Below are 25,377 nucleotides of genomic sequence, written 5' to 3' on the forward strand. Positions count from 1 at the left end.
GTCAGCCCCCTTTAACCGATCCCGCCAACAGACCACGTACGAAGTAGCGCTGGAGCGAGATGAATACGATGAGTGGTACAACCATCGAGATGAAGGCAGACGCGTTGAGCCGCTCCAACTCGGACTTGTAGGTACCGATTTGTTTCTGGATTTCGATAGGCAGCACAAGGTCACTGGACGGACCAAGGATCAGAGCCACCAGCAGATCGTTCCAGACCCACAGGAACTGGAAAATCCCGTAGGACGCGAGGGCCGGCATCGACAGGGGCAACACCAGCTTTGTGAAAATCTGCAAATGAGTGGCGCCGTCCAGCCGTGCGCTTTCGATCAGCTCGCCGGGCAGGTTGGCAATGTAGTTGCGCAGCAGGTAGATCGCCAGTGGCAGGCCAAACGCCGTGTGGGCAAGCCAAAGCCCGCTGAAACTCTTGCCCGAGACATCACAGTCCTGCCCCTCGCATAAGCCGAGCGCGGCCTGTAGGTCACCGGCCCAATCAGCCACGGAGGTGAACATCGACAACACCGGAATGAAGGCCAACTGCAACGGCACGACCAGAAGTGCGATCACGACCGCCAGCAGGACATCTCTGCCCGGGAACCGCAACCAGCTGAAGGCATAGGCCGCGAAGGCCGCGATCATCACAGGTATGACCGTTGCAGGGATCGTGACGATAAAGCTGTTGATCAGCGAATTGGTGATCCTGCCATCGGCAAAGGCCCGTTTATAGTTTTGCAGCCCAAAGGTCGGCGGATGGTTGATCCGAACGCCGATCGTCTTGCCGCCGCGGGTGTATTCCTCGTCAAAGACCCATTCGTAATCGCCATTGGCCTGCAGGGTGAAATTACCATCGCGGATATCGATTGTTTCACCGGGTTGTGCGGCATCTGGGTTTGTCGCACTTGCGCCGAAGCGCACGACTTCGCCGCGGATCGGGGGTTGCGCGATGTCACCGTCTTCGGCGGCATCCGCGGCTTCTTCGGCGTTGCGGTCATCGATGATGTTGCCACGGATAACCCATACATCGCCTTCCTGGACCAGGGCATCGCTGCCTTTGGTCTTGAAGCTGTAGCCGATTTCGTTCGACACGATAGAGCGCCAGAAACCGGTTTCATTGGCATGCTTGGTCGACCGTGCCGATGTCAGAAGCAGGCCTGCGAAAGGCACCACCCAGATCATCACGATGACCAGCAAGATGGCAGTCAGGAGTGCTTTGCGTCCCATGTTACGCCTCCTCTTTGCGCTGGCGGTAGAGGTTGAAGAGCATGATCGGCACGATGACCAGCATCAGAATGACGGCGATGGCTGCAGCCAGTTCCGGTTCACGCTGCGAATTGCGCGTCTGCTCCATGTATGTGGCAAGCAGCAGCTTGTCCGGCTTGTTGGCGGTTAGCGCGAAGGGGATATCGAAGACCTTCAACACAAGGATCGTGAGCGTGGTCCATACCACCACAACCGTTGAGTAGATTTGCGGAAGCGTGATCTTGAAGAACGTCTGCGTGGGCGTGGCACCATCCATTTCGGCAGCTTCAAGCGTTTCTTGCGGAACCGAGCGCAGAGCGGCGGAGAAGATGACCATGGCAAAACCCGTCTGGATCCAGACCAGAATGCCCATCATGAAAAAGTTGCCCCAGAACTGCATCTCGTACCAGAACCGAGGCTCCGTGCCGAACGGCTTCAGCAGCGCGTTGAGCAGACCGATCTGGTGTGTCTCGGTGCCACCGTCGGCGTAGATGTTGCGCCAGATCACGGCGGCGCCGACAAAGGAGATCGCCATTGGCACAAAGATCAGTGATTTGGCAAATGTGCCCCAGCGCACGTTATCGGCCAGCACCGCGATCAACATCCCGAAAAAGATGCAAAGCGTCGGCACGACGGTCAGCCACAGGATCGAGTTGCGGATGGCGAGCCAGAAGTTTTCGGACTGGAAGATGAACAGGTAGTTGGAGAACCCTACGAACCCGCTCTCGCTCATCGGTTGGCCTGCGGCGTTCAGCACCTGATTTCCGGCCGCATCGAGCAGAGGCGTGTCGTTTGTCAGGCTTAACCGGAATGTCTCGATCGCGGGATAGATCAGGAACAGCGTCAAGAGCGCCAGCGCGGGAATGATGAACAGCCAGGGTTGCACCGCGTCCTGAACGGCCAAACCGCGTGGATCGCTGCCCGCTGACAACCAGCCGTTCATCCATGATGAGAGCCAGAAGTACATAAAGCTCAGCAGAAGCGCGATCACGATGGCGCGCAGGGCGTAAACAACCTTGGTGACCAGATCGCTGTCAAAGGGCAGGGCCCAGACGGCAAAATCGGTCAGATATGATGTCACGGCAAACAATGCCGCACCGGTCGCTGGCAGCAGGATGATCATGGTGATCACGATCATGGCCAGTTTCGACAGGATTTCGGATGTTGGGACTTTGATCATGGCGCACCTCACCTGTGAGGACACGCGCGAAAAATCTCGCGCGTGTCGTTGTTATCGTAACAAAGGGAACTGGTTACTTGATCGCGTCCCAAGCCGACTGGATGTTGTCGGCTGTGGTTGCGGTGTCCTGGCCTTGGGTAAAGGCAGTCATCTCGGTCCAGAATGCACCGGCGCCGATGGCACCTGGCATCAGGTCGGATGCGTCAAAGCGGAACGTGTCGGCACCGGCAAGGATTTCACCCATTTTGCGCAGGCTGTCATTGGCGTATGCGCTGGTGTCCACCCCCTTGTGAGGTGTCAGGAAGCCGGTCTGTGCCATCCAGATTTCGTGCGCCACCGGCTGCTTGAGGAACTCGAAGAACGCGTGGGTTGCATCGCTTTCGTTCGTCATGGCCCAAAGTGTGCCGCCACCAAGAACGGGCTTGCCCAGATCCGGGTTGGACGCGAAGGGCGGGAAGTAGAAGAAGTCTGCTTCGCCTTCGGATACTTCTTCACCCTTGTCTGGGAAGAACGCAGGGATGAAGGACGCCTGACGGTGCATGAAGCACTGAGGAGGTGTGGTGAAGAGACCCTTGGGGCTGTCACCAAAGAAAGTGGAGGCCACACTGTCGGCACCACCCGCTACGTAGGCGTCGTTTTTGGCGATGGAGCCAAACACGTCCATGGCTGCTTTGACTTCGTCGCTGTTGAAGGCCAGATCGTTCGTCACCCACTTGTCGTAGTTCTCGGGCGACGTGGTGCGCAGCATGATGTCTTCCATCCAGTCGGTCGCTGTCCAACCGGTCGCACCGCCGGATTCGATGCCGAGGCACCATGGTGTGCCGCCGTCCGCGACAATCTGGTCGGACAGGGCGATCAGCTCTTCCATGGTTTCAGGCACTTCGTAACCGGCATCCTCAAATGTTTCCGGCTTGTACCAGACAAGCGATTTCACATCCGCCTTATAGGCAAAGGCATAGAACTGCTCTTGGCCGTTCTCGTCTGCATACGTACCCAGATCGGCCCAGGATTGACCCGCACCGTAGTTTTCGGCCATCCAGCCCGCGATGTCCTGCTTTAGGGGCACCAAGCCACCTTCGGCGGCCAGATCAGCGGCCAGACCCGGTTGTGGGAATACCGCGATGTTCGGCGCGGAGCCTGCACGAACGTCGGTGACGATCAGCTGTTCGAATTCGCCCGAACCGGCGTATTCAACGGTCGCACCTGTGGACGTCTCGAAGCAGTCGATGACGTTGTTAACCAGCTCTTCGTCGGTACCTTCCCAAGGGCCCGCGATGGTCACTGTCTGACCCGCAAAATCGCCCAGACCCAGTTCGCCAGCCGCGCAGCGTGCATCCGCATGGCCGTCCGCAAAGGCCGCGATTCCCGTGCCAAGCGTCAGAACACTTGCCGTAGACAATAGTTTCAGTGATGTTTTCATGGTTGTTCCTCCCAGAATGCAATCCAAAGCGCTTTGGATTTCCTCGCCAACGTGACAATTTTCCAAGGAGCCTGTCAACTGAATTTACGGGTTAATGGGGAATATCTCTTGAAACACGCGGCGCGATGGCCCTAGGGTTTGCCAAAGCGGTTTGGAAATCGATCAAGTGAACCTTAAAGACCTCGCCAGCCATCTGGGTTTGTCACCCACCACGGTCAGCCGCGCGCTGAACGGCTATCCCGAGGTGTCCGAAGCCACCCGCAAACGGGTGTCGGAAGCCGCAAGTGCCTTCAACTATGCACCAAGCCACACGGCGCGGGGGCTCGCGACGGGAAAGGCGGGGGCCATTGGCCACATCATTCCGCTGGGCCATCACCGCATGATCAATCCGCACTTTTCGGACTTTATCGCAGGTGCGGGGCAGGGCTACGCACGCCGCGGTTTGGATATTGTCATGACCATCGCCGACAAGGACGATGAACTGGCAGCATTTTCGCGTTTGGCCACGGCCCGCCGCGTTGACGGATTCGTCCTGCAAGGGCCGCTGGTCGAAGATCCGCGTATCGCGCTTCTGAACGATATGGGTATGCCGTTTGTTGTGCACGGTCGGACGGGCGGCGATGCGGTGCAGGACAAGAGTTACAGCTGGGTCGACGTCGACAACGAAGACGCTTTCCAGAGAGCAACACAACATCTTATTGATCTGGGCCACCGACGTATCGCTTTGGTCAATGGTCTGGAGTTCATGAACTTTGCCATGCTCCGCCGGAAAGGTTTTGAAACCGCGATGGCGCGGGCCGGTCTGGAGGTCGATGACGACCTGTGTTTTGCCGATGACATGTCCGAAGCCTATGGCTATGACGCGGCGCAGAAACTGCTGGCAATGAATGCGCCGCCGACAGCGATATTGACGTCGTCCAAGCTGATCGCGTCAGGTGTGCAACGTGCTTGTTTCGAGGCGGACAAGGTTTTGGGGCAGGATATCTCACTGCTGACGTTTGATGACGCTTTCGGTTTTTTCGGAACCGGTGCGGCCATTCCGACCGTAACATGCGTCCGCTCCTCTTTGTTTGAAGCGGGCGTGGCGGTGGCAGAAATGATCGCAGATCAGATTGACGCGCCGAACAGTTCGCCGCGGCAGGTCCTGTGGCAGGCGGAGATGATCATCGGACGCTCGACAGGAGCCGCACCAAAATGAAGATACCGCAGGATTTTGTGCTTGGCGTCGCCACGGCGGCCTACCAGATCGAGGGCACGCGCTTCGGCGATGTGGGGCCGTCCCACTGGGACAGTTTTGCCGCGCAGGGCGGTACGATCGGGCGGCAAAACGGCGACGTTGCCTGCGCGCATTACGAAAAATGGCTCGAAGATCTTGACCTGATCGCACATGGCAATTTCGACGCGTACCGGTTTTCCGTGGCCTGGCCGAGGATCCAGCGTGATGGCCGCGAAGCCCCGCGCGCCGAAGGGCTCGATTTCTACGATCAACTTGTGGACGGCGCTCTGGCCCGCGGGATCGAGCCGCATTGCACGCTTTACCACTGGGATCTGCCGCAGGCTTTGGCGGACAAAGGGGGGTGGGAAAATCAGGATACCGCAAAGTACTTTGCGGATTACTGTGCGCATGTCTCCGATCGTTTGGGCGATCGGCTGGCGAGTGTGGCGACAGTGAACGAGCCTTGGTGTGTCGCGTGGCTATCGCATTTTCTGGGCCACCACGCGCCGGGCAAACGCGATCTCTCTGCCGCGGCCAAAGCCATGCACAATATTCTTTACGCTCACGGTCTCGGGGCCGCCGCGCTGCGTGATCTGGGGCGCAAGGACATCGGCATCGTTCTGAACATGGAATACGCCGCACCTGCGACAGACCGGGAGGCGGACCGCCATGCAGCGGCGATTTTTGACGGCATATATAACCGCTGGTTCATAGAGGCGCTGACAAAGGGCGCATATCCATCAGATATCCTCGAGCATCTTGAACCGCACATGCCCGTGGGCTGGCAAGACCAGATGCAGACCATCGCGCAGCCGCTCGACTGGATGGGCCTGAATTATTACACGAGAAGCATTCATGCCGATGACGGAACCGGCATTTTTCCGTTTGGACAGACGCAAATTGGGCCACTGCCGAAAACATCCATGGGCTGGGAAGTTTATCCCGAAGGCCTGCAGTATTTTCTCGAACGGATGCATCGCGACTATACTGGTAATCTGCCGCTATATGTGACGGAAAACGGCATGGCGCTGCACGACAAGGTGGCGGATGGCGGTGTCGACGATGCGCAGAGGGTCGGATATTTTCGCGATCACCTCGCTGCAGCGCTGGCCGCGCGGGACGCAGGCGTGCCATTGAAAGGGTACTTTGCGTGGTCCTTGCTCGACAATTTTGAATGGGCGTTCGGCTATTCCGAACGATTTGGTCTGGTTCATGTCGATTACGACACGCAGACCCGTACGCCGAAAGAGTCTTTCCGGTTCTTCCAGAACTTGCGCTAGCACTGCCAAACAAAAAAGCGCCCTGGCAGGGCGCTTGTTTTTATCGATTGTCGGGAGGGTCTAGCGGCCCCAGGTGCGAACCGTGCCGCAATCCATGTGCACGAAGTTGGAACCCGAGTAGCGACCGACGCCACCCCCACGGCAGACCGCGGCTGCCTTGGCCACCTGACTGACCGAGCGCGAACCGAGCCGCAAGTCGGCGGCCTGCCCACGCATGTGCAGAGAATTCTTAGCGACACCGCGCGAGCGGCTGCGCAACATCGCGTTTGTCTTGGGGCTGCGATAGCCGGACAACAGCATGTACGGTTCGTCCGCATCGAGCAGATTATGCGCCGCGGCCATAATGTCGACCGTACGCAGGTCCATGTTTTTCACATCGTTGGTCCGCCAGTCGCGCATGAAGAAATTCACCTCGCGGACGGCGTCCTTGATGTAGTTTCCTTCGATCCAGTAGATCATGTCGATCCGCTCGCCCGTGCGACCGGAATACATCTTGATGCGGCGAATGTCGCCGGCACCGCGCAGGAAGCCTGCTGCATTTGCGAAAGTAGGTGCTGCTGTGACTGCAGTTGCTGCGAACGCGCCAAGGACGCCGCGTCGGGTCATCCCCGAAGTGCTAGAGCCTGTCATATGTCTGTCCCGTTTCTGCCCAATGTGGTGAGCGTGCCTGAGTCTTCTGCCAGTTGTGCCCGCGATGTTACGCGGACGGTTTGCGTCTCCCCAGATGCGCGATTTTTATTGCATAGCGGAAAAGGTGAACCAACCCTTGAATCAATTTGGTTCCAAATACCGGCAATTTTAGGCAATTTCTTGCGCATTTTTTCCACAGCCATGGAACCCGCGCGGCAGGGTGATGGTTTAACCGCATCATTTCAGTTGGAAATCGCGCCTGATACCAAAACGTGAGTGGACTTCCCCGATGCCGCAGGGGAAACATTCAAGAGCCGTATGTTCTAGTTGCCGGAGCCAAACATGTTCAACTTATCGACCTCGCGCTCAACGTCTCGCGCGTTCGTCTTGGCGCTCGCGCTCGGAATTGCGGGTTTCGGGGTCTCCGGCGCCGCCCACGCGCAGGTGACTGCTTTCAAACAGGCCGTCGCGGAGACAGGCGCGGAAGATGACGCGATCGCGTCTTTCTACAGAACGCAGAATTTCGAGGGCATCTGGACAGGCGATACCGAAGAACACCGGGCGAGGCGCGCCGCATTGCTGCAGGCGCTGCGGATGGCCGGGCATCACGGGCTTCCGGTGGCCCGCTACGATGTGGCAAAGCTCGAACGGCAAATGGCGTCCGCACGCAGCCCGCGGGATCGAGGAGTTGTCGAGGTCGCGCTGACCAAGGCGTTCTTGCAATATGCCCGCGATGTGCAAAGCGGCGCCTTGACGCCGGGGCGTGTGGTCAGCGCCATCAAACGTGAAGTCACCTATGCCGATCCGGTGGCCTTGATCAGCGGGCTCAAGACATCCGAGCCGACCGCTTACCTGCGCGATCTGGCCCCGCGCACCATCGAATACAGCGCATTGATGAAGCAAAAGCTGATCCTGCAAGAGGTCGCACAACGCGGCGGCTGGGGGCCGACGGTCAACGCGGAAAAGATCGCCCTTGGTGCAACCGGGGCAGACGTTTTGGCTTTGCGCAACCGGTTGATGGCGATGGGATACCTGCGCCGATCCAATGCCCGCAGCTTTGACGCCGAAATGAAAACTGCGGTGGAGGCGTTTCAGCGGGCCCACGGTCTGGAAATTGATGGCGTAGCAGGCGGCGAGACGCTCAGGCAAATCAACATCGGTCCCGAAGCGCGGCTGAAATCGGTCATTGTCGCGATGGAGCGGGAGCGTTGGTTGAACCGCGATCGCGGCCAGCGCCATATTCTTGTGAATATTCCTGATTTTACCGCCAAGGTCGTTGACGACGGGCGCGTCACCTTCGAGACCCGCTCGGTGGTGGGGGCAAATCGCGAGGACAGGCCCACGCCCGAATTCTCTGACATGATGAGCCATATGGTCATCAATCCAAGCTGGTATGTGCCACGTTCGATCGTGGTGAACGAATATCTGCCCGCGTTGCGCCGCAACCCGAATGCTGTCCGCCATATCCAGATCACCGATAGGCGGGGCCGCGTTGTTAGCCGCAACCAGAACTTTTCGCGGTTCACGGCCCGCAATTTTCCATATTCGATGCGTCAGCCGCCCAGTAAATCGAATGCTTTGGGGCTGGTGAAATTCATGTTCCCGAACAAGTACAATATCTACTTGCATGACACGCCCGCCAAATCGCTGTTCAGCCGCGATGTCAGAGCTTTCAGCCACGGCTGCATCCGGCTCAATGACCCGTTTGATTTCGCCTATGCGCTGCTGGCCAAGCAGGAGGCTGATCCCAAGGCGTTCTTTCAGGGCAAGTTGCGCACCGGATCGGAAAGCCGTGTAAATCTGAAGGCGCCGGTGCCGGTGCACATCATCTACAGAACTGCCTTTACCGATGCGCGGGGCAATCTCAATTTCCGCCGTGATGTGTACGGCCGAGATGCGCTTATCTGGAACGCACTGCAGAAGGCAGGGGTGGAATTGGGCGGCGTTCAGGGCTAAATCAGCGCTCAACCATCAAGGATGAGCGTTCATGACCCACACAATCCAAGAAATCGCCGTCGCTTTGGGGGCAGACGCGGTTGGTGACACGGACCTCACAATCGCGCGGGCGGCCGAACCCGGCACTGCCGGCCCTGATGATTTGGCCCTTGCGATGAACCCCAAATACGCGGACGGGCTGGCCGAGGGCAAGGCACGCGCTGCGATGGTTTGGGAGGGCGCGGATTGGCAGGCGCTAGGCCTCAAGGCGGCAATCATTGCGCCGCGTCCGCGCTATGCGATGTCGGGCCTGACAAAGATGCTCGACACGGGGCAAGGCTACGACCGCGGCATTCACCCGACCGCCTTTGTGCATCCAGACGCGATTTTGGGCGATGGGGTAAGCGTCGGCCCGCTGGCCGTGATCTCGAAAGGGGCGCGGATCGGTGCTGGTAGTGTTATCGGGCCGCAGTGCTTTGTCGGCTGGGACGTGATCATCGGGGCTGGTGCCTATTTGCGCGAAGCGGTCAGCATCGGCGCGCGTGTTTCTATCGGGAAACGCTTTATCGGCCAGCCCGGCGCGCGGATTGGCGGCGATGGTTTCAGTTTTGTGACCGCGGAACCCAGCACTGCAGAGACTGCCCGCAAGTCCTTGGGCAAGGAGATTGATACCAAGGCGCAGGAGTGGACCCGTATTCATTCGCTGGGATCTGTCACGATCGGCGATGACGTGGAGATCGGGATGAACGCCACGGTAGACTGCGGCACGATCCGCAATACGCAAATCGGCAACGGCAGCAAGCTCGATAACCTCGTACATCTGGGGCACAACGTTGTCGTCGGACAGAACAGCCTGCTGTGTGGCCAGGTTGGTATCGCAGGCAGCGCTGTTATCGGCGACAACGTCGTGTTGGGCGGACAATGTGGCGTGAGCGACAACATTTTCATCGGCAACAATGTCGTCGCCGGTGGCGGGACCAAGATGCTGTCGAACGTTCCGGCGGGACGGATGGTCCTTGGGTATCCCGCGACGCAGATGGAAAAACAGGTAGAAACGTATAAGGCGTTGCGCCGCCTGCCGCGTCTTATTAGGGACATGGCGAAACTGCAAAAGGCGGTATTCAAGGATGAAGCCGGGTCCTGACACCCGGCGCTGCAAAAGAGGCGAAGGATGAATATCCAGCAACAAGTCATTGCAATCATTGCCGAACAGGCGGTTCTTGAGCCCGATGATGTGCAGATGGACAGCACGCTCGAAAGTCTGGGTATCGACAGTCTCGGTCTGGTCGAAAGCATTTTCGCGATCGAGGAGGCATTCGACATCTCGGTGCCCTTCAACGCCAATGCGCCGCAGGAATCCGATTTCGACATCTCCACAGTCGCCAGCATCGTGGATGGAATAAAGCGGTTGAAAGCCGAACAGGGGTAGCATCGGGTGAAACGGGTCGTCATCACCGGCGCAGGTACGATCAATGCGTTGGGCCACAGTGTGCCCGACACCTACGCGGCCATGCGCGAAGGTCGGTGCGGGATCGGGCCGCTGGATTTTCGCGATGTGGACAGATTGTCTATCCAGATCGGCGGGCAGGTCACCGGTTTCGAGGCGGAGGGCCGCTATAACCGTCAGCAGATGTCGCTCTACGACCGGTTTACGCAGTTCACACTCGCCGCGGCCAAAGAGGCCATCGAGCAATCGGGGATCGTCTTTTCCGGCGATACCTCGGCGCGCTCCGGTGTGGTTCTGGGCACGGCGGGGGGCGGGGTCAGCACTTGGGACGACAATTACCGCGCGGTGTACGAAGAAGGGAAAAACAGGGTCCATCCCTTCGTTGTCCCCAAACTGATGAACAACGCCGCGGCGAGCCACGTCAGCATGGAATGGAACCTTAAGGGGCCGTCCTTCACGGTCTCGACGGCCTGTGCGTCATCTAACCATGCCATGGCGCAGGCCTTTGCGATGGTGCGGTCGGGCATAGCGCCGGCCATGGTGACCGGCGGTTCTGAATCCATGCTGTGTTTCGGCGGGGTGAAGGCCTGGGAAGGGCTGCGCGTGATGTCCAAGGATGCGTGCCGCCCGTTTTCGGCCAACCGGAACGGCATGGTGCAAGGTGAGGGTGCCGGTGTCTTCGTATTCGAAGAGTATGAACACGCGCGGGCGCGGGGTGCCGAAATCCTGTGCGAAGTCGCGGGATTTGCGATGTCGTCGGATGCGGCGGATATCGTGATGCCCTCCAAGAACGGTGCGGCGCGCGCGATGGCGGGGGCACTGGCGGATGCGCGGATTGACGCGTCTGAGGTGGGCTACATCAACGCTCACGGTACCGGCACGGCAGCAAACGACAAAACCGAGTGCGCGGCAGTTGCGGATGTATTCGGTCCCCACGCGGACCAATTGATGATCAGTTCGACAAAATCTATGCACGGCCACTTGATCGGAGGCACGGGAGCGGTCGAGCTGCTTGCCTGTATCATGGCGCTGCGGGAAGGTGTGATCGCGCCGACAATCGGCTACGAAGAACCGGACCCAGAATGTGCGCTTGACGTTGTCCCCAATACCGCGCGGGAGGCCAAGGTGACCGTCGCGATCAGCAACGCGTTTGCCTTCGGTGGCATGAATGCGGTCCTTGCTCTGCGGGCGATGTGATGGGCCAGCGGATCGCGCATGTTGCCCTCATCGTGGCGGATTACGACGACGCGATAGCGTTTTACGTGGGCACCCTCGGCTTTGATCTGGTGGCGGATGAGTATCAGCCAGAGCAGGACAAGCGGTGGGTGGTCGTCCGGCCGAGCGCAAGTTCGGACAGCACGAGTATCCTGCTCGCTAAAGCCAGTTCTCCGAGACAGTCGGCGTATGTTGGTGATCAAACCGGTGGACGGGTGTTCCTGTTTCTTCAAACGGATACCTTCGAAACCGATCACGCCCGGTACCGCGCAGCGGGCGTGAGGTTTTTTGAAGCGCCGCGGCATGAGCCTTATGGAACGGTGGCCGTGTTCGAAGACCTTTACGGAAACAGGTGGGACCTGATCCAGTTCACCTGACCAAAGAAAAAGCCGCTCTCCGAGGAAAGCGGCTCTTGTCCGGTCGATGGTCTGTCCAGATCTACTGATCGACGACCGACACCTTGTCGAAAGAGGCTGTGAACCCGTCCAGCGACATGGTCACTTTTACCGTCTGATCGGGTGCCAAGGCGGGCGTGATCGATAGTTCGGCTTTCGCGCCGCGTTTGAACGCACTGATATCGGCTTCGGTCAGACCCATGCGGACGTAGCAACCGATCTGGTTACAGAATGCGAATGGATAGCGGCGGGCGTTGGCACCGTCGACCGTCACTGTAAGCTGCTTTTGCAGCGATGTCTCGAGTGGAACGATTACGGTCGCACCGGCGACAGCCTTGCCACCCGCAGGCAGCCGGAAAAGCGAGACTTCGGCAACCGGCACGTCTTGCTCGTCTTTCATCAACTGGTACATCTGGCAGGGCTCTTCAGCGTCAGAGCCTTCTTCGGCGCGGATGCACCGCATGTCCCAACCGCCGATAACTTCGCGGGTATAGGGCTGTCCGACCTGCGGCGTGGCGTTGGGATCTTCGCCAAGGCTCAACTGATCCTCGATCGTGATACCTTCATCTGCGCCCGCATCTTCGGACTGATCCGTTTCTGTCGCCGCCGCGGGTGCATCTGCGTCTGCGTCGGTCGACTGGGCAAAACCTGTCATCGGGGTCATAAAGGCCACTGCGGCACACAGGGGCAGGGCGGTCATGATCTTGAACATTGTGAAATCCACTCTTGTTTCTTTGGGCTCGTTTAACATCTGCCGCTGCGGATGTCAGTGTCAAAGCCGGTTCGCTTCGCGGCAATGTAGCGGGTTTGCGCTGATGGAAAACCCTGATTTTGAAGGCGACACGTGAATTGGCAAACTCCGCTGTCCTGCAGGCACTTGGCCATAAAAAAAGAGGGCGGAAAACGCCCTCTTTTACATTTTATTATAACTCCCCGTCGGACTGGGCCGACTTATTGCGCATACGTTAGTAAAGCGCCAACGGGGGGTCAACCGGAAAAATGGTGATTTTTATCAATAAAATCAGTGACGGACAAAAAAATGCCGTGCCCGAAGGCACGGCCAGTCTGACAGGGAGGAAGTGTCACCGGCCCAAGGACATATGAACCGGAGACAAATTCACTATGGCGCCTAAAGGTTAAGTTAGTATGCTCACGCTGAACTTAGCCGCTTGTTAAGGCCTGCGGCACCGAAGGCGTTTAAAGGGGCATGGTATGAGCAACGGTATTTTTATCGGGGGCGGTGGTCCAGATTATGGCACGCAGCAGCATCTGTCGCTCAAATACGCCAACCGGCACGGGCTAATCGCCGGTGCGACCGGTACGGGCAAGACGGTCACGCTGCAGATCCTCGCCGAAGGCTTTGCCAATGCCGGTGTTCCGGTCTTTCTGTCCGACGTAAAAGGCGATCTTTCGGGGCTCGCCATGGCTGGGGACCCGGGCCACAAACTGCATGCGCCCTTTACGGAGCGTGCCGAGCGGATCGGTTTTGACGATTACCGGTATCAGGCATTCCCGGTCACATTCTGGGATCTCTTCGGTGAAAAAGGGCATCCTGTCCGTACCACCGTGTCTGAAATGGGACCGCTGCTTCTGGGCCAGCTGCTTGATCTGACAGAGGCCCAGGAAGGCATTCTGAACATCGCTTTCCGCGTCGCTGACGAAGACGGGCTGCCCCTGCTTGACCTCAAAGACCTGCAGGCCCTGCTGGTCTGGATCGGTGAGCACGCCAAGGATCTTTCGCTTCGGTACGGCAATGTGTCATCCGCATCTGTGGGCGCAATTCAGCGGCGTCTTCTGGTTCTTGAAAATCAGGGCGGCACAAAGCTGTTCGGCGAACCGGCTCTGGCGTTGTCGGATCTGATGCGGCTGGATGCAGACGGGCGGGGCATGATCAACATCCTTGCCTCCGACCAGCTGATGGGCGCCCCAAAACTCTATGCCACATTCCTGTTGTGGCTCTTGTCGGAGCTCTTTGAAGAACTCCCCGAGGTCGGTGACCCCGACAAACCGAAACTGGTGTTCTTCTTTGACGAAGCGCATCTGTTGTTCGACGACGCCCCAAAGGCACTCGTCGATAAGGTAGAGCAGGTGGCGCGCTTGATCCGCTCCAAGGGCGTTGGCGTTTACTTTATCACCCAAAACCCCGCCGATGTGCCAGATGATATCCTGGGCCAGCTGGGCAACCGCATCCAGCACGCCCTGCGGGCTTTCACAGCCAAGGACCAGAAGGAATTGCGCATGGCCGCGCAGACCTACCGGCCGAACCCGGACTTCAGCACCGAAGAGGCCATACGCGAAGTCGGTGTCGGCGAAGCGGTCACATCGATGCTTCAGCCCAAGGGGGTGCCGGGCATTGTCGAACGTACGCTGATCCGTCCGCCGTCCTCGCAACTCGGCCCTATCGACAATGCGACGCGTGCCGCGTTGATGGCCCGGTCGGACATGGCCGGAAAATACGATGAGTCCCTTGACCGCGAGAGTGCGTTCGAGATGTTGCGCGCGCGGGCTGCGAAGGCTGCCGCCGAGGCGGAAGCAGCCGAAGCCGCCGTTGCCAAAGCCGAAGAAGATGCCAAGAAAGCCAAGCAACTGGAAGCGCAGACGCCCAGCTTGCGCGAGTTCAAGAAAGCCCGCCGCTATGCAGGCAAGGCATCCGGTACGTCGCGCAAAACATCGTCCACGCGCAGTATCGGTAGCGGTGTCGGCGGGGCCATCGCGGATGTTGTGATCAAAGAACTGAAAGGCACCACGGGGCGGCGCATCGTGCGCGGCATTCTGGGTGGACTTTTCAAAGGTCGCTGAGCCCCGGCGGGCGAGGCACCGAGCAGGTGTCTGGCCGCAGCTGGTTAAGCTGCGACCAGCGAGTGTTACTTCTCCGGGATCAGCCCACGCGGGCTGAAACGCAGGACGAGGATCATAATCAACCCCATTGTCATCAGGCGCATCTGGGCTGCACTCTCGATCAGATGCGCCTTCAGCGCGCTGTCCTCGGCCATGCCCGCGGTGATGATATCCATCAGGAACAGGCCCATCGGTTCGACCTGAACCCACAGGAACCAAATCAGGAAACCGCCCAAAATCGCGCCGAGATTGTTACCCGAACCGCCGACGATCACCATGACCCATATGAGGAAGGTAAAACGCAAAGGCTGATATGTGCCGGGCGTCAGCTGGCTGTCCAGCGTCGTCATCATGGCACCCGCGATGCCACAGATTGCCGACCCGATAATGAACACCTGCAAGTGACGTTTGGTGACGTCCTTGCCCATCGCTTCTGCGGCTACTTCGTTGTCACGGATCGCCCGCAACATCCGGCCCCACGGCGAATTGAGCGCACGCTGGCTCATCCAGAAGATGATGAGCAGAACGCTTGCAAACAGGAGCGCGTAAAGGATTTTCACCCACAGAGTGCTCGCCTCGACGGAATCGAGACCAAGACTTGCCGCGCGTTCAACAAAGGCGGGGCTGTCCTGCAGGTCGGTCTCATAGGGCACGGGACGGGGCAGGCCGATCACGTTTTTCACGCCACGGCTGAGCCAGTCTTCGTTCTTGAGCACCGAAATAATGATTTCAGCGATACCGAGTGTGGCAATCGCCAGATAATCGGAGCGCAGACCAAGTGCCGCTTTGCCGATGAGCCACGCAGCGCCAGCCGCAAACAAGCCGCCCACTGGCCAGGCAAACAGCATGATCCAGCCATTGTCGCGGTACGTTGCATCCGTGCCGGGGTTCAAACCGCCCAGATAGCCGGTGAGTGCCGGATTGACGCCTTCGATGCGGGCCACGTTGGGGTCAAGAAGCCCCCTGAAGACGAAGAACCCGACAATCAAGATTGCGGCAATTACGATCGTCCGCATACGTCCGGGCGCCATACGTCCGTAGGTCCAGACGGCGGCGGCGATCGTCGCCGCGCCGAGCGCCAGTGACATCAGCACGCCGGGGCCGCCTTGGGAAAACGCACCGGGCGTGGCGGGCATGCCGACCAACACGGCGGCCAGCCCGCCGAGCGCCACGAACCCCATAACGCCGACGTTGAACAAACCCGCAAATCCCCATTGCAGGTTCACGCCCAATGACATGATCGCCGAAATCAGGCCCATGTTGAGAATGAAAAGCGCGTTGTTCCACCCCTGAAGAAAGCCGGACCCGATGATCAGAGCGAAAAGCCCGACGAAAAGCAGTGTGTTTTTGCCGGTATCAGTCATGTTGTCGATTGCCCTTTGAAGAGGCCCGTAGGCTTGAACAGTAGCACAATCAGCAAGATCACGAAGCTGACGGCAAATTTGTAGTCTGTGGACATCAATTGCACGAGGCCCGATGGCTCCAACCCTTCGGGCATCAGATAGCCCAATACCTTCTTCCAGGCGTAGGTGATGATGACTTCGGAGAAGGCGATGACAAACCCCCCGGCGATCGCACCCAAGGGGTTCCCGATGCCTCCGACGACGGCAGAGGCGAAGATGGGCAACAAAAGCTGGAAGTAAGTGAACGGCTTGAACGACTTATCCAACCCGTAAAGGATGCCCGCAATGGTGGCGAGTGCGGCGACGATGATCCATGTGATCATAACAACCCGTTCTGGATCAATCCCCGAGAGCAGCGCCAGATCTTCGTTGTCCGAATACGCCCGCATCGATTTTCCGGCGCGCGTCTTGTTGAGGAACCAAAAGAGCAGCGCCACAACGATCACGGCCGTCACCACAGTCAGGGCCTGTGTAGTGCGGATGCCGAGCCCTTCTGCCAGACCTGTCATCGCCTTGAAATCGCGCGCCGAAATCAGAAAACGCTCACCATCGCGGAACGCCTGATCGTCCGGCCCGATGATAAAGCGGACGACACCGTTCATCACGAACATCACGCCCATCGACACGATAACGAGGATAACCGGCTTTGCCTTTTGTTCGCGGTAGAATTTATACACCATCCGGTCGGTTAGCAGCACCAGAAGGATGCATCCCAGAATGCCGAAAGGAAGCGCCAGCAAAGCGGTTGGCAGGGGGCCAAGATTGAGACCCATGCTCTGCATGCTCCATGTGATGAGGATCACCACCATGGTGCCGAAAGCCATTGTGTCGCCGTGGGCAAAATTGGAGAACCGCAAGATGCCGTAGACCAAGGTCACACCCAGCGCCCCGATGGCCAGTTGACTGCCGTAGGCAATGCCGGGGATCAGCACATAGTTCGCGAGTGCTACGATAGCGTTGAGAAAATCCATCAATCCGGTCCCGCGCAAAAGTTAATTTGGCTCAATTTCATCTGTTAGCCCCCCAGGAACGATTTGCGGACTTCAGGATCGGCCAGCAGTTCCTTGCCCGTGCCGGTATAGGCATTGCGCCCTTGCACCAGAACGTAACCTTTGTCGGCGATTTCCAGCGCTTGCCGTGCGTTCTGTTCGACCATCAGGATCGGAATGCCGGTGCGGGCAACTTCGATGATACGATCGAAAAGTTCATCCATCACGATGGGCGATACGCCCGCCGTCGGCTCATCGAGCATCAGCACTTTGGGCTGCGTCATCAACGCACGCCCCACGGCCACTTGTTGGCGTTGGCCGCCCGAAAGCTCCCCTGCCGCTTGCAGCCGCTTTTCCTTGAGGATGGGGAAAAGATCATAGACCTGTGCCATCGTATCCCTGAAATCGTCGCGCCGGATGAAGGCGCCCATTTCAAGATTTTCCTCGACGGTCATGGACGTAAAGATATTGGACGTTTGCGGCACGAAGCCCATGCCCTTGGCCACACGCGCCTGCGGGCTCAGTCCGGTGATATCCTCTCCGTCCAACTTCACGTGGCCCGAACGTACATCCAGCATCCCAAAGACCGCTTTCATCGCCGTCGATTTGCCCGCGCCGTTCGGCCCGACGATCACCGCGATTTCGCCTTGGTCGACCGCGATGGTGCAATCGTGCAGGATATCAGGGCCTTTGCCATAGCCACCTGTCATCTGATTGCCAATCAGGAAGGGGCCGCCGGGCGAAGGGTGGCTTTGGCCGCTGCTGCGCGGCAGCACGCTTCCTTGGCCTTTCGGGTTGGCGATTGAACGGTCTTTGTTACCGCGGTCGCCATAAGGGTCGCTCATTTAACTATCTCCAACGGGCCCGGATCAGGGCCGATCAATTTCGATGCTAGCGACCGAAGCCGCATGCATGTCGTCCAGTTGGGCATCGGTCGCCGCGTGTCCCATCCGGAAGGTGTAGACCAACAGAACGGCACCGCGCATCGGCAGCGCCTCCATCCGGTAATGGCCGAAATCCGTTCCGTCCGCGTGTAAACCGACTGCCGAAAGCCGAAGCGATTGCACGCCGTCGACGTTACCTTTGGTCGCTGCAATGTCCCGAAGTTTCGCCGCGGGGGCGGTGCCTTTGACCATGAGCTGGTTCAGCGCCAACTTGCCTACAGCAGTCCAGTTTTCGGGGGGTGTTTCCACCGGCATCAGTGCCACGGCAGAGGTCGTGAAGTTTCCGCTGTCCCGTGGGCTAACTGTATAAGATGCGATCAGGTCGGGAAAAATGGCCCGTGCCGTGCCGGAATTGCGCGGTGCAATATCGGAACAATAGCGCATTTTGGGCGTAATTTCCGTGCATACGGGCTCTTGCGCGCTGGCCGGCAGAGCCAGCGCCGCGACACACATCGCAAACAGGATACCGCGCGGGTTCATGCGCCCACCTGCGCCTTGTTCTTCAGGCCGGTGCCAAGATAAGCCTCGATGACTTGCTCGTTCGCCTTGATCTCGTCCAGCGTGCCGGTCGCCAGCACGGTGCCTTCCGCCATGCAGATGACCGGATCACACAGCCGGCCAATGAAATCCATGTCGTGTTCGATCACCACAAAAGTGTATCCGCGTTCGCGGTTCAAACGCTGGATCGCATCACCGATGGTGTTCAGCAGGGTGCGGTTTACACCCGCTCCCACCTCGTCGAGAAAGACGATCTTGGCATCGACCATCATCGTGCGGCCCAGTTCGAGCAATTTCTTTTGCCCGCCGGAAATCTGTCCCGCTTTTTGATCGGCGAGATGCTCGATAGTCAGAAATTCCAGCACTTCGTCGGCCTTGGCACGCAGGGCACGTTCTTCGTCGGCGATGCGTTTGCGTCCAAACCAGGTGTTCCACAGCGTTTCGCCCGATTGTCCGCCGGGTACCATCATCAGGTTCTCGCGACAGGTCATCGAATGGAATTCATGTGCGATCTGAAAGGTGCGCAGCAACCCTTTGTGAAACAACGTGTGTGGCGGCAGGCCGCTGATATCTTCGCCCGCCATTGTGACGCGCCCGGATGTTGGTTGAAGAACGCCTGCGATCACGTTGAAAAGAGTTGTTTTTCCAGCGCCATTCGGGCCGATCAAACCGGTGATCGAGCCTTGCTCGATCGTAAGGCTTGCGCCGTCGACAGCGTGAAAGCCGCCAAAATGCTTGTGTAGGTCGTCAACGACGATCATATCCCCGGTCCCCGTATGCCCCGCTTTTGCGGGTGCGATTTGTGAAAACAGCCCGGAGCGATCCGGGCTGCTTTACGTCTGTTGGTGGGCCTATAACCCAGCGGTCGACTTATTTGAAGCCAACAGTTTCGAACTTGCCGTCCTGTACTTCCACGATGCGGTATGTACCTGCGGATTCACCGGGGCCGATCAGTTCGACCGAAGATGCGCCGACATAGTCGATGTCTGTACCGGCCTTGAGAAGTTCGAGACCTTTAGCCAATTCGCCGGGATAGATTTTCTCGCCCGGTGCGTTGGCCACTTCGAGGATCTTGGAGCCGTAGTCCGCAGGATCGGAAGACCCGGCTGCCTGCATGGCCAACAAGAAAAGCGCCGCAGCGTCGTAGCTTTCTGGTGTGTAAGGCGATGTGCCGTCGAAGCCAGCTTCTTCGGACATCTTGGCAAAAGTGTCGATGCCTTCACCTTGGCTGCCTGCGATCTGGCCGTAGGATCCATTCAGGTCGGGACCGACGTTCTTGGGCAGGTTTTCACCGACCATACCGCCGGGCAGGCCGAAAGTATCCCACGCACCCGCGTCCAATGCGCCTTTGATGATGCCGGGACCGCCTTGATCAAGGTAGCCCGCAACGACCAGAAGGTCGCCACCAGCCGCGGCAAGCGCGCCGACTTCGGCGGAGTAGTCCGCTTTGCCGTCTTCGTGCGCAGCCACGATCGTCACTTCACCGCCCAATGCTTCGTAGGAAGACTGGATCGCGTCGGCGAGACCCTTGCCATAGTCGTTGTTGGTGTATGTCAGCGCGATGGATTTCACGCCACGCTCCATCAGCAACTCGGCCATGACTTCACCTTCGCGCGCGTCGGATGGGGACGTGCGGAAAAACAGGTCTTTGTCGTCCATCGTGGTCAGGCCGGGCGACGTGGCGGAGGGCGAAATCATCACCATCCCGTTCGGGATAGCCACGTTTTGCAGCACCGCACCCGTCACACCGGAACAGTCAGCGCCGATCAGGCCGTTGATGCCGTCCGCAATCAGACGTTCGGCGTTCGATACGGCCAGACCATTGTCGATGCAGCCACTGTCCGCGCGCAGGGGCGTGACAGTCGCACCATCCAGCAGCATGCCGCTGTCTGTGACTTCCTGCATTGCCATCTCTGCGCCAGCAGCCATTGGCCCCGTCAGCGATTCAATCGGGCCGGTGAAGCCGAATTCGATACCGATTTTCACTTCCTTCGCGTGGCCATCGGCCATCGCTCCGGTTGCGACAAGTGCTGCAGCCGTTGTGGCCATAAGCATCTTTTTCATGTGGTTCTCCCTTGTTGGAACATGATGTTCGCCCGAAAGCCTATGCGCGGCGTTCTGAAAAGAGAAGCAGATTCTTGCCGGTCGATTGGTGCGTTTCGTGGCCCGAATACCGCTAAAATGACGGTTTCCATTACCAATATCGGTCAAATAGTCCGCGAGGTGCCGTTTCTTTGACCCAAGGGCAACAAGGGGCGTGGGTCTGTACGCGATGCGGAGATTCGGTCAGATCGACAGCCGCGCCGCTTGGCTGCCCCGCTCGCGGTAGGGTGTGGTGTTATAATGGGCACGGTAGCATTTCGAGAAATGCGACGGCGAAGCAAAGCCACATGCCAGAGCGACGTTGATCACGCTCATATCGGTTTGCATCAGCAGGTTGCGCGCCTTTTGCAGCCGCAATTCCATGTAATATCGCTTCGGCGAGCGATTGAGATAGCGCCGGAACAGCCGTTCGAGCTGGCGCGTAGACATGCCCACATCCTGCGCGAGTATCGAGGGGCTTATCGGATCCTCGATGTTGGTCTCCATCATCTGGATCACAAGGCTGAGTTTGGGATGGCGCACACCGATACGCGTTGGCACTGACAGACGCTGCGTGTCCTGATCTGTGCGGATCGAGCTGTAGATAAGCTGGTCCGCCACGGCATTTGCCAGATCTTCGCCTTGCTGATCGGCGATGATTTTCAACATCAGATCGATAGAAGAGGTGCCGCCCGCGGTGGTCAACCGGTTGTTGTCGACGACAAATACCGATTTGGTGAGCTCGACATCCTCGAATTCCTCGGCAAAGCTGTCCTGATTTTCCCAGTGGATCGTGGCGCGTCGACCGTCCAGCAGACCTGCTTTTGCCAACGTGTAGGCACCGGTGCAAAGCCCCCCCACGACGAGCCCTTTGCGCGCCTCGCGGCGCAGCCAGTTCAACACCTTCTTCGTGGTGCTTTCCTGAACATCGATGCCCGCGCAGACCATCAGCATGTCATCACGGTTCAACTCGCCCAGATCACCGTCCAGATTGAATTCGGTACCCGCAGAGCAGACGGCGGTTTCTCCGCCTTCTCCGATCATCGTCCATTCAAATACGGTCCGCCCGGCCATACGGTTCGCGATCCGAAGGCTTTCGATCGCGGTGGCAAAGCACAGCAGACTGAAGTTTTCCAAAAGCACGAAGACAAACCGCTGCGGCTTGTCTGGGTCCTGCGGAATGCGGGTCGCGGGTTGGGGTGCTGCCATGGGAAGACTCGGTGCTGATGCGCATGTGTGCTGCGAAAAGTCTGACCACGACAAACGGCCATCGGTCAAGCGCACAAATTGAGTTGTGGTCTCCGCTTGCGAGGTTTTGTATAGGGGGCACCTGATACGTGGTTCAGTCTGGCAAGCGAGGCTGCACCACGCCACACCGGAGAGACGAAAATGACCGATTGGAACAAATCAAGCTGGCGCACGAAACCGCGGATCCAGATGCCCGACTATCCTGATCAGGCAGCCCTGAACGCTGTCGAGGCTCGGCTGGGTCGATATCCGGTTCTCGTCTTTGCCGGTGAAGCACGCCGTTTGCGTAAACATCTGGCGGCGGCAGGGCGTGGCGATGCGTTTTTGCTGCAGGGTGGCGATTGCGCAGAAAGCTTCGAGCAGTTTTCATCGGACATGATCCGCGACACGTTCAAGGTCATGTTGCAGATGGCGATCGTTTTGACCCATGGGGCGAAAGTGCCGGTGGTCAAGGTCGGTCGCATGGCGGGACAGTTCGCCAAACCGCGCTCCGCGCCGACCGAAACGGTTGATGGTGTGGAGCTGCCAAGCTACCGGGGCGATATCATCAACGATCTCGCGTTTACGCCTGAATCGCGCATCCCTAATCCGGAAAACATGATGCGGGCCTATACGCAGGCCGCTGCCACGTTGAATTTGCTGCGCGCATTCTCGACAGGGGGCTATGCCGATGTGCACAAGGTGCACGGCTGGACGCTCGGGTTCACGGACGGCGAGCGGGCGGCGAAATACCGTGAAGTTGCCGAGCGCATTTCCGACACGCTCGATTTCATGTCCGCCGCGGGCGTGACTACAGACACCGCGCATACGCTGCAGTCTGTCGAATTCTACACCAGCCACGAGTCGCTGTTGCTGGAGTACGAAGAAGCGTTGTGCCGGCAGGAAGCGGCGACCGGGCAATGGTTGGCCGGATCGGGCCACATGATCTGGATCGGGGACCGCACGCGTCAGCCTGACGGCGCGCATGTGGAATACGCCAGTGGGGTGATCAACCCGATCGGATTGAAATGCGGCCCCAGCATGGAAGCCGATGATCTGAAAAAGCTGATGGCCAAACTGAACCCCGATAACGAGGAGGGGCGTTTGACCCTCATCGCCCGTTTCGGTGCAGGCAGCGTCAACGATCATCTCCCCCGCCTTATCCAGACCGTGAAAGAAGAGGGAGCGAACGTGACCTGGACGTGCGATCCGATGCACGGCAACACGATCAAATCGACATCCGGCTACAAGACGCGGCCCTTTGACAGCGTTCTGCGCGAAGTGCGCGAATTCTTCGGTGTCCATGCAGGCGAAGGGACCGTGCCCGGTGGTGTCCATTTCGAGATGACCGGACAGGATGTGACAGAGTGTACCGGTGGTGTCCGTGCCGTCAGCGACGAGGATCTGTCGGATCGCTATCACACCGCATGCGACCCGCGTCTCAACGCGAGCCAGTCGCTCGAGCTGGCGTTTCTGGTGGCCGAAGAGCTTTCATCGCGCCGTACGAAAACAGCGGCACAGGCGGCGGGCTAAGGCGGCTCACCAACAGATTGACAATGGGAAAGGCAACGTAGTGCGTTGCCTTTTTCCGTTTCTGTCATGGCGGGATCAGCTTTTGGTGTTGTCTTGGACCAGCCGCAGGTAGGGGGGCCGCTCCTTGCCGGTTTGTTGGGGCGCCGCGGCAAACGGGGTAGATGGTTCCGCAAAGCCGGGCTGCGCAGGAGCCGCGTGATCTGCCGCATGCTCCGGGCCGGCTGCCGTCAGAGTGACCCTGTCGACATGTTCGATCTTGAACTGGCTTGGCACGACGCGGTCGTCGCCTTTGGCGACAAGGCATCCTAAAATCCGGCTGACATCGCCCATATCGCTCTTGAGTGGCAAAAGGATCATGCGCGCCTCGGCCTGTGTGTCGATCAGCGTCGGGCAAGACAGCGTGAGATCGACCCTGCACGGCGTCTGAAACACCTCTTCGAGCAGCCCCCCCACATCGCGCCTGACCGTGGTGTCGAACAGGGATGTGAGTGGCATGCCGCGCACCTCCATACCCATCAGATCGGCCAGATGACTGCCCGCGATCCGCATCCGTGCAACGCCTATGGTGATCCGCTCGAGAATGAAGGCGTGCTCGAGTGCGGTCTCGATGCCACGGGGATCGATTTCAGAGCGTTTCGGCATCAAACGGCCCGCCCGCAGCGTGTCCCAATAGGCTTCGACCTGCGAAATTGCGGCATAACCGGTATGGGGCAAGTAATCTGACATGGCGACAATACTCTGGGTGTTTTTTCGAAAATTGTCCATCAAACTGAAACTCTGACACTCAAATTGCGGTTGAAAAGCGGAAACCCGCGTAAGCTTGGTGCGGTATGGTCCACCATTGGCAATCGCGAGCCACGCACCTTGCCCAATTATTAACACAATTATTACGATTTGTGGCGCATTTTGGCCAATTTGGTTAACGTCGCCTGAGACCGAAGACAGCCTTTGTCCTTGCGGATGTGGGGCGTAAAGCCTTATTCCACGCAAATAGACAGCTGCGCGGAGGGCTCTCAATGATCAGATCGATGACAGGTTTTGCTACCGCCAGTGGCGCACTTGGTCCGCACAGCTGGACTTGGGAAATGCGCGCGGTAAACGGTAAGGGACTGGATTTGCGCATCCGCGTGCCGGATTGGGTGCCGGGGCTCGAGGCTGCATTGCGCAAACTGCTCGGGGCAGGGGTCGCACGGGGCAATGTGGCGCTGGGGTTGCGCATCACGCGCGAAGAGGGCTGCGGGTCCCTGGCCGTGAACGCCCAACAGTTGCGGATCGTACTCGAAGCGCTGGGGCAGATTGAAACTGCCGCGATGGACGCGGGCGTTTCGCTGGCACCCTCAAAGGCAAGCGATATCGTTACCATGCGTGGTGTGCTCGACCATGCAGTCACCGATGATGACAATGACGCGTTGGCCGCCGCGCTGCTTGCCGAATTTCCCACTCTTCTCGCGGATTTCAACGCCATGCGCGCGTCCGAGGGCGCATCATTGCTGATCGTCATGTCCGATCAGCTGGACAAGATCGAGGCGCTGACCGCACAGGCCTCAGAGAGCGCGCATGCCCGCGCAAGCGAAATGGCTACGAACCTGCGCCGCAATCTGGCCCGCGTACTGGAGAACACCGACGCGGTGGAGGAAGACCGCATTGCGCAGGAACTGGCGCTGATCGCGGTGAAGGCGGATGTCACGGAAGAAATCGACCGGCTTGGTGCCCATGTCGGTGCCGCGCGCGACCTGCTTGCGCAAGATGAGCCGGTCGGGCGCAAGCTCGATTTCCTGATGCAGGAATTCAACCGCGAAGCCAACACGCTCTGCGCCAAGGCACAGAGTACCGAATTGACGCAGATCGGTCTTGCCCTGAAGGCGGTGATCGATCAGCTGCGTGAACAAGTCCAAAACGTGGAGTAAC

Annotated in this window: 23 protein-coding genes; 10 read left to right on the plus strand and 13 right to left on the minus strand. The window is 58.8% G+C overall.

The window, feature by feature from the left end:
• Nucleotide 1: 1 nt before the first annotated feature.
• From K3756_RS08225 to K3756_RS08235, 3 genes are all read right to left on the minus strand, one after another.
• Entirely contained in the window at nucleotides 2-1,219 is a 1,218-nt protein-coding gene (locus K3756_RS08225) for a carbohydrate ABC transporter permease (protein ID WP_259993153.1), read from the minus strand.
• A 1-nt stretch (nucleotide 1,220) separates the two neighbouring features.
• Nucleotides 1,221-2,417: a carbohydrate ABC transporter permease gene (locus K3756_RS08230; protein WP_259993155.1), complete on the minus strand. Its 1,197-nt coding sequence runs from the start codon at nucleotides 2,415-2,417 to the stop codon at nucleotides 1,221-1,223.
• A 73-nt stretch (nucleotides 2,418-2,490) separates the two neighbouring features.
• Nucleotides 2,491-3,837 carry an ABC transporter substrate-binding protein gene (locus K3756_RS08235; RefSeq protein WP_259993157.1) on the minus strand — a complete coding sequence of 449 codons (1,347 nt, stop codon included), beginning with the start codon at nucleotides 3,835-3,837 and terminating at the stop codon, nucleotides 2,491-2,493.
• A gap of 166 nt (nucleotides 3,838-4,003) precedes the next feature.
• Between K3756_RS08235 and K3756_RS08240 the strand changes: the two genes are divergently transcribed.
• On the plus strand, nucleotides 4,004-5,035 hold the full coding sequence (locus K3756_RS08240; RefSeq protein ID WP_259993167.1) for a substrate-binding domain-containing protein: 1,032 nt from the start codon (nucleotides 4,004-4,006) through the stop codon (nucleotides 5,033-5,035).
• On the plus strand, nucleotides 5,032-6,333 hold the full coding sequence (locus K3756_RS08245) for a GH1 family beta-glucosidase (RefSeq protein WP_259993179.1): 1,302 nt from the start codon (nucleotides 5,032-5,034) through the stop codon (nucleotides 6,331-6,333). Before K3756_RS08240 ends, K3756_RS08245 begins: the two co-directional genes overlap by 4 nt.
• Nucleotides 6,334-6,393: 60 nt before the next feature.
• On the opposite strand, the gene K3756_RS08250 is transcribed toward K3756_RS08245, so the two are convergent.
• Nucleotides 6,394-6,963 (minus strand): DUF882 domain-containing protein, encoded by a 570-nt coding sequence (locus tag K3756_RS08250; RefSeq protein ID WP_259993181.1) that lies wholly within the window; start codon nucleotides 6,961-6,963, stop codon nucleotides 6,394-6,396.
• A gap of 342 nt (nucleotides 6,964-7,305) precedes the next feature.
• On the opposite strand from K3756_RS08250, the gene K3756_RS08255 reads away from it, so the two are divergent.
• From K3756_RS08255 to K3756_RS08275, 5 genes are read left to right on the plus strand one after another with little or no spacing between them, the layout of a single operon-like run.
• Entirely contained in the window at nucleotides 7,306-8,919 is a 1,614-nt protein-coding gene (locus tag K3756_RS08255; RefSeq protein WP_259993190.1) for a murein L,D-transpeptidase, read from the plus strand.
• Between the two features lie 31 nt (nucleotides 8,920-8,950).
• The gene (gene lpxD / locus K3756_RS08260) at nucleotides 8,951-10,042 is read left to right on the plus strand and encodes a UDP-3-O-(3-hydroxymyristoyl)glucosamine N-acyltransferase (protein ID WP_259993199.1); all 1,092 of its coding nucleotides are present in this window, start codon (nucleotides 8,951-8,953) and stop codon (nucleotides 10,040-10,042) included.
• 27 nt (nucleotides 10,043-10,069) lie between these two features.
• Nucleotides 10,070-10,327 (plus strand): acyl carrier protein, encoded by a 258-nt coding sequence (locus K3756_RS08265; RefSeq protein WP_259993201.1) that lies wholly within the window; start codon nucleotides 10,070-10,072, stop codon nucleotides 10,325-10,327.
• Nucleotides 10,328-10,333: 6 nt separating this feature from the next.
• The gene (locus K3756_RS08270) at nucleotides 10,334-11,542 is read left to right on the plus strand and encodes a beta-ketoacyl synthase (protein WP_259993203.1); all 1,209 of its coding nucleotides are present in this window, start codon (nucleotides 10,334-10,336) and stop codon (nucleotides 11,540-11,542) included.
• Nucleotides 11,542-11,937 (plus strand): VOC family protein, encoded by a 396-nt coding sequence (locus K3756_RS08275; protein WP_259993205.1) that lies wholly within the window; start codon nucleotides 11,542-11,544, stop codon nucleotides 11,935-11,937. The genes K3756_RS08270 and K3756_RS08275 overlap by 1 nt, the downstream gene beginning before the upstream one ends.
• A gap of 61 nt (nucleotides 11,938-11,998) precedes the next feature.
• On the opposite strand, the gene K3756_RS08280 is transcribed toward K3756_RS08275, so the two are convergent.
• Nucleotides 11,999-12,679, minus strand: coding sequence for an invasion associated locus B family protein (locus K3756_RS08280; RefSeq protein WP_259993207.1), 681 nt, complete (start codon nucleotides 12,677-12,679; stop codon nucleotides 11,999-12,001).
• Nucleotides 12,680-13,167: 488 nt separating this feature from the next.
• Between K3756_RS08280 and K3756_RS08285 the strand changes: the two genes are divergently transcribed.
• Nucleotides 13,168-14,754, plus strand: coding sequence for a DUF853 domain-containing protein (locus K3756_RS08285; RefSeq protein WP_259993215.1), 1,587 nt, complete (start codon nucleotides 13,168-13,170; stop codon nucleotides 14,752-14,754).
• A gap of 65 nt (nucleotides 14,755-14,819) precedes the next feature.
• Here the strand turns inward: K3756_RS08285 and K3756_RS08290 are convergent, their stop codons facing one another.
• The 7 genes from K3756_RS08290 to K3756_RS08320 form a co-directional block, all read right to left on the minus strand.
• Complete coding sequence (locus K3756_RS08290) at nucleotides 14,820-16,157, minus strand: branched-chain amino acid ABC transporter permease (protein WP_259993217.1); 1,338 nt, start codon at nucleotides 16,155-16,157, stop codon at nucleotides 14,820-14,822.
• The gene (locus K3756_RS08295; RefSeq protein WP_259993219.1) at nucleotides 16,154-17,167 is read right to left on the minus strand and encodes a branched-chain amino acid ABC transporter permease; all 1,014 of its coding nucleotides are present in this window, start codon (nucleotides 17,165-17,167) and stop codon (nucleotides 16,154-16,156) included. The genes K3756_RS08290 and K3756_RS08295 overlap by 4 nt, the downstream gene beginning before the upstream one ends.
• 44 nt (nucleotides 17,168-17,211) lie before the next feature.
• Nucleotides 17,212-18,030, minus strand: a complete 819-nt coding sequence (locus K3756_RS08300) for an ABC transporter ATP-binding protein (protein WP_259993221.1) — start codon at nucleotides 18,028-18,030, stop codon at nucleotides 17,212-17,214.
• A gap of 24 nt (nucleotides 18,031-18,054) precedes the next feature.
• The gene (locus K3756_RS08305) at nucleotides 18,055-18,609 is read right to left on the minus strand and encodes a hypothetical protein (RefSeq protein ID WP_259993223.1); all 555 of its coding nucleotides are present in this window, start codon (nucleotides 18,607-18,609) and stop codon (nucleotides 18,055-18,057) included.
• Nucleotides 18,606-19,388, minus strand: a complete 783-nt coding sequence (locus K3756_RS08310; RefSeq protein WP_259993225.1) for an ABC transporter ATP-binding protein — start codon at nucleotides 19,386-19,388, stop codon at nucleotides 18,606-18,608. The genes K3756_RS08305 and K3756_RS08310 overlap by 4 nt, the downstream gene beginning before the upstream one ends.
• Nucleotides 19,389-19,497: 109 nt before the next feature.
• Nucleotides 19,498-20,691 (minus strand): ABC transporter substrate-binding protein, encoded by a 1,194-nt coding sequence (locus K3756_RS08315; protein WP_259993227.1) that lies wholly within the window; start codon nucleotides 20,689-20,691, stop codon nucleotides 19,498-19,500.
• 222 nt (nucleotides 20,692-20,913) lie between these two features.
• Nucleotides 20,914-21,918 carry a GlxA family transcriptional regulator gene (locus K3756_RS08320; protein ID WP_259993229.1) on the minus strand — a complete coding sequence of 335 codons (1,005 nt, stop codon included), beginning with the start codon at nucleotides 21,916-21,918 and terminating at the stop codon, nucleotides 20,914-20,916.
• Nucleotides 21,919-22,098: 180 nt separating this feature from the next.
• Here K3756_RS08320 and K3756_RS08325 point away from each other — a divergent pair, with 180 nt between their 5' ends.
• Entirely contained in the window at nucleotides 22,099-23,469 is a 1,371-nt protein-coding gene (locus tag K3756_RS08325) for a class II 3-deoxy-7-phosphoheptulonate synthase (RefSeq protein ID WP_259993239.1), read from the plus strand.
• Between the two features lie 75 nt (nucleotides 23,470-23,544).
• Here K3756_RS08325 and K3756_RS08330 read toward each other — a convergent pair whose 3' ends face one another.
• Complete coding sequence (locus tag K3756_RS08330) at nucleotides 23,545-24,195, minus strand: PAS domain-containing protein (RefSeq protein ID WP_259993255.1); 651 nt, start codon at nucleotides 24,193-24,195, stop codon at nucleotides 23,545-23,547.
• Between the two features lie 302 nt (nucleotides 24,196-24,497).
• On the opposite strand from K3756_RS08330, the gene K3756_RS08335 reads away from it, so the two are divergent.
• Nucleotides 24,498-25,376, plus strand: a complete 879-nt coding sequence (locus tag K3756_RS08335) for a YicC/YloC family endoribonuclease (RefSeq protein ID WP_259993257.1) — start codon at nucleotides 24,498-24,500, stop codon at nucleotides 25,374-25,376.
• Nucleotide 25,377: the final 1 nt, after the last annotated feature.

The sequence above is a fragment of the Sulfitobacter sp. S190 genome (genome assembly GCF_025141935.1).
Lineage (GTDB): Bacteria > Pseudomonadota > Alphaproteobacteria > Rhodobacterales > Rhodobacteraceae > Sulfitobacter.

What these genes read in the sequence shown, in the direction of transcription:
- K3756_RS08225 (WP_259993153.1), bottom strand. Translation starts at nt 1,219, where the DNA reads ATGGGACGCAAAGCACTCCTGACTGCCATCTTGCTGGTCATCGTGATG.
- K3756_RS08230 (WP_259993155.1), bottom strand. Translation starts at nt 2,417, where the DNA reads ATGATCAAAGTCCCAACATCCGAAATCCTGTCGAAACTGGCCATGATC.
- K3756_RS08235 (WP_259993157.1), bottom strand. Translation starts at nt 3,837, where the DNA reads ATGAAAACATCACTGAAACTATTGTCTACGGCAAGTGTTCTGACGCTT.
- K3756_RS08245 (WP_259993179.1), top strand. Translation starts at nt 5,032, where the DNA reads ATGAAGATACCGCAGGATTTTGTGCTTGGCGTCGCCACGGCGGCCTAC.
- K3756_RS08250 (WP_259993181.1), bottom strand. Translation starts at nt 6,963, where the DNA reads ATGACAGGCTCTAGCACTTCGGGGATGACCCGACGCGGCGTCCTTGGC.
- K3756_RS08255 (WP_259993190.1), top strand. Translation starts at nt 7,306, where the DNA reads ATGTTCAACTTATCGACCTCGCGCTCAACGTCTCGCGCGTTCGTCTTG.
- lpxD (WP_259993199.1), top strand. Translation starts at nt 8,951, where the DNA reads ATGACCCACACAATCCAAGAAATCGCCGTCGCTTTGGGGGCAGACGCG.
- K3756_RS08265 (WP_259993201.1), top strand. Translation starts at nt 10,070, where the DNA reads ATGAATATCCAGCAACAAGTCATTGCAATCATTGCCGAACAGGCGGTT.
- K3756_RS08275 (WP_259993205.1), top strand. Translation starts at nt 11,542, where the DNA reads ATGGGCCAGCGGATCGCGCATGTTGCCCTCATCGTGGCGGATTACGAC.
- K3756_RS08285 (WP_259993215.1), top strand. Translation starts at nt 13,168, where the DNA reads ATGAGCAACGGTATTTTTATCGGGGGCGGTGGTCCAGATTATGGCACG.
- K3756_RS08290 (WP_259993217.1), bottom strand. Translation starts at nt 16,157, where the DNA reads ATGACTGATACCGGCAAAAACACACTGCTTTTCGTCGGGCTTTTCGCT.
- K3756_RS08295 (WP_259993219.1), bottom strand. Translation starts at nt 17,167, where the DNA reads ATGGATTTTCTCAACGCTATCGTAGCACTCGCGAACTATGTGCTGATC.
- K3756_RS08300 (WP_259993221.1), bottom strand. Translation starts at nt 18,030, where the DNA reads ATGAGCGACCCTTATGGCGACCGCGGTAACAAAGACCGTTCAATCGCC.
- K3756_RS08305 (WP_259993223.1), bottom strand. Translation starts at nt 18,609, where the DNA reads ATGAACCCGCGCGGTATCCTGTTTGCGATGTGTGTCGCGGCGCTGGCT.
- K3756_RS08310 (WP_259993225.1), bottom strand. Translation starts at nt 19,388, where the DNA reads ATGATCGTCGTTGACGACCTACACAAGCATTTTGGCGGCTTTCACGCT.
- K3756_RS08315 (WP_259993227.1), bottom strand. Translation starts at nt 20,691, where the DNA reads ATGAAAAAGATGCTTATGGCCACAACGGCTGCAGCACTTGTCGCAACC.
- K3756_RS08320 (WP_259993229.1), bottom strand. Translation starts at nt 21,918, where the DNA reads ATGGCAGCACCCCAACCCGCGACCCGCATTCCGCAGGACCCAGACAAG.
- K3756_RS08325 (WP_259993239.1), top strand. Translation starts at nt 22,099, where the DNA reads ATGACCGATTGGAACAAATCAAGCTGGCGCACGAAACCGCGGATCCAG.
- K3756_RS08330 (WP_259993255.1), bottom strand. Translation starts at nt 24,195, where the DNA reads ATGTCAGATTACTTGCCCCATACCGGTTATGCCGCAATTTCGCAGGTC.
- K3756_RS08335 (WP_259993257.1), top strand. Translation starts at nt 24,498, where the DNA reads ATGACAGGTTTTGCTACCGCCAGTGGCGCACTTGGTCCGCACAGCTGG.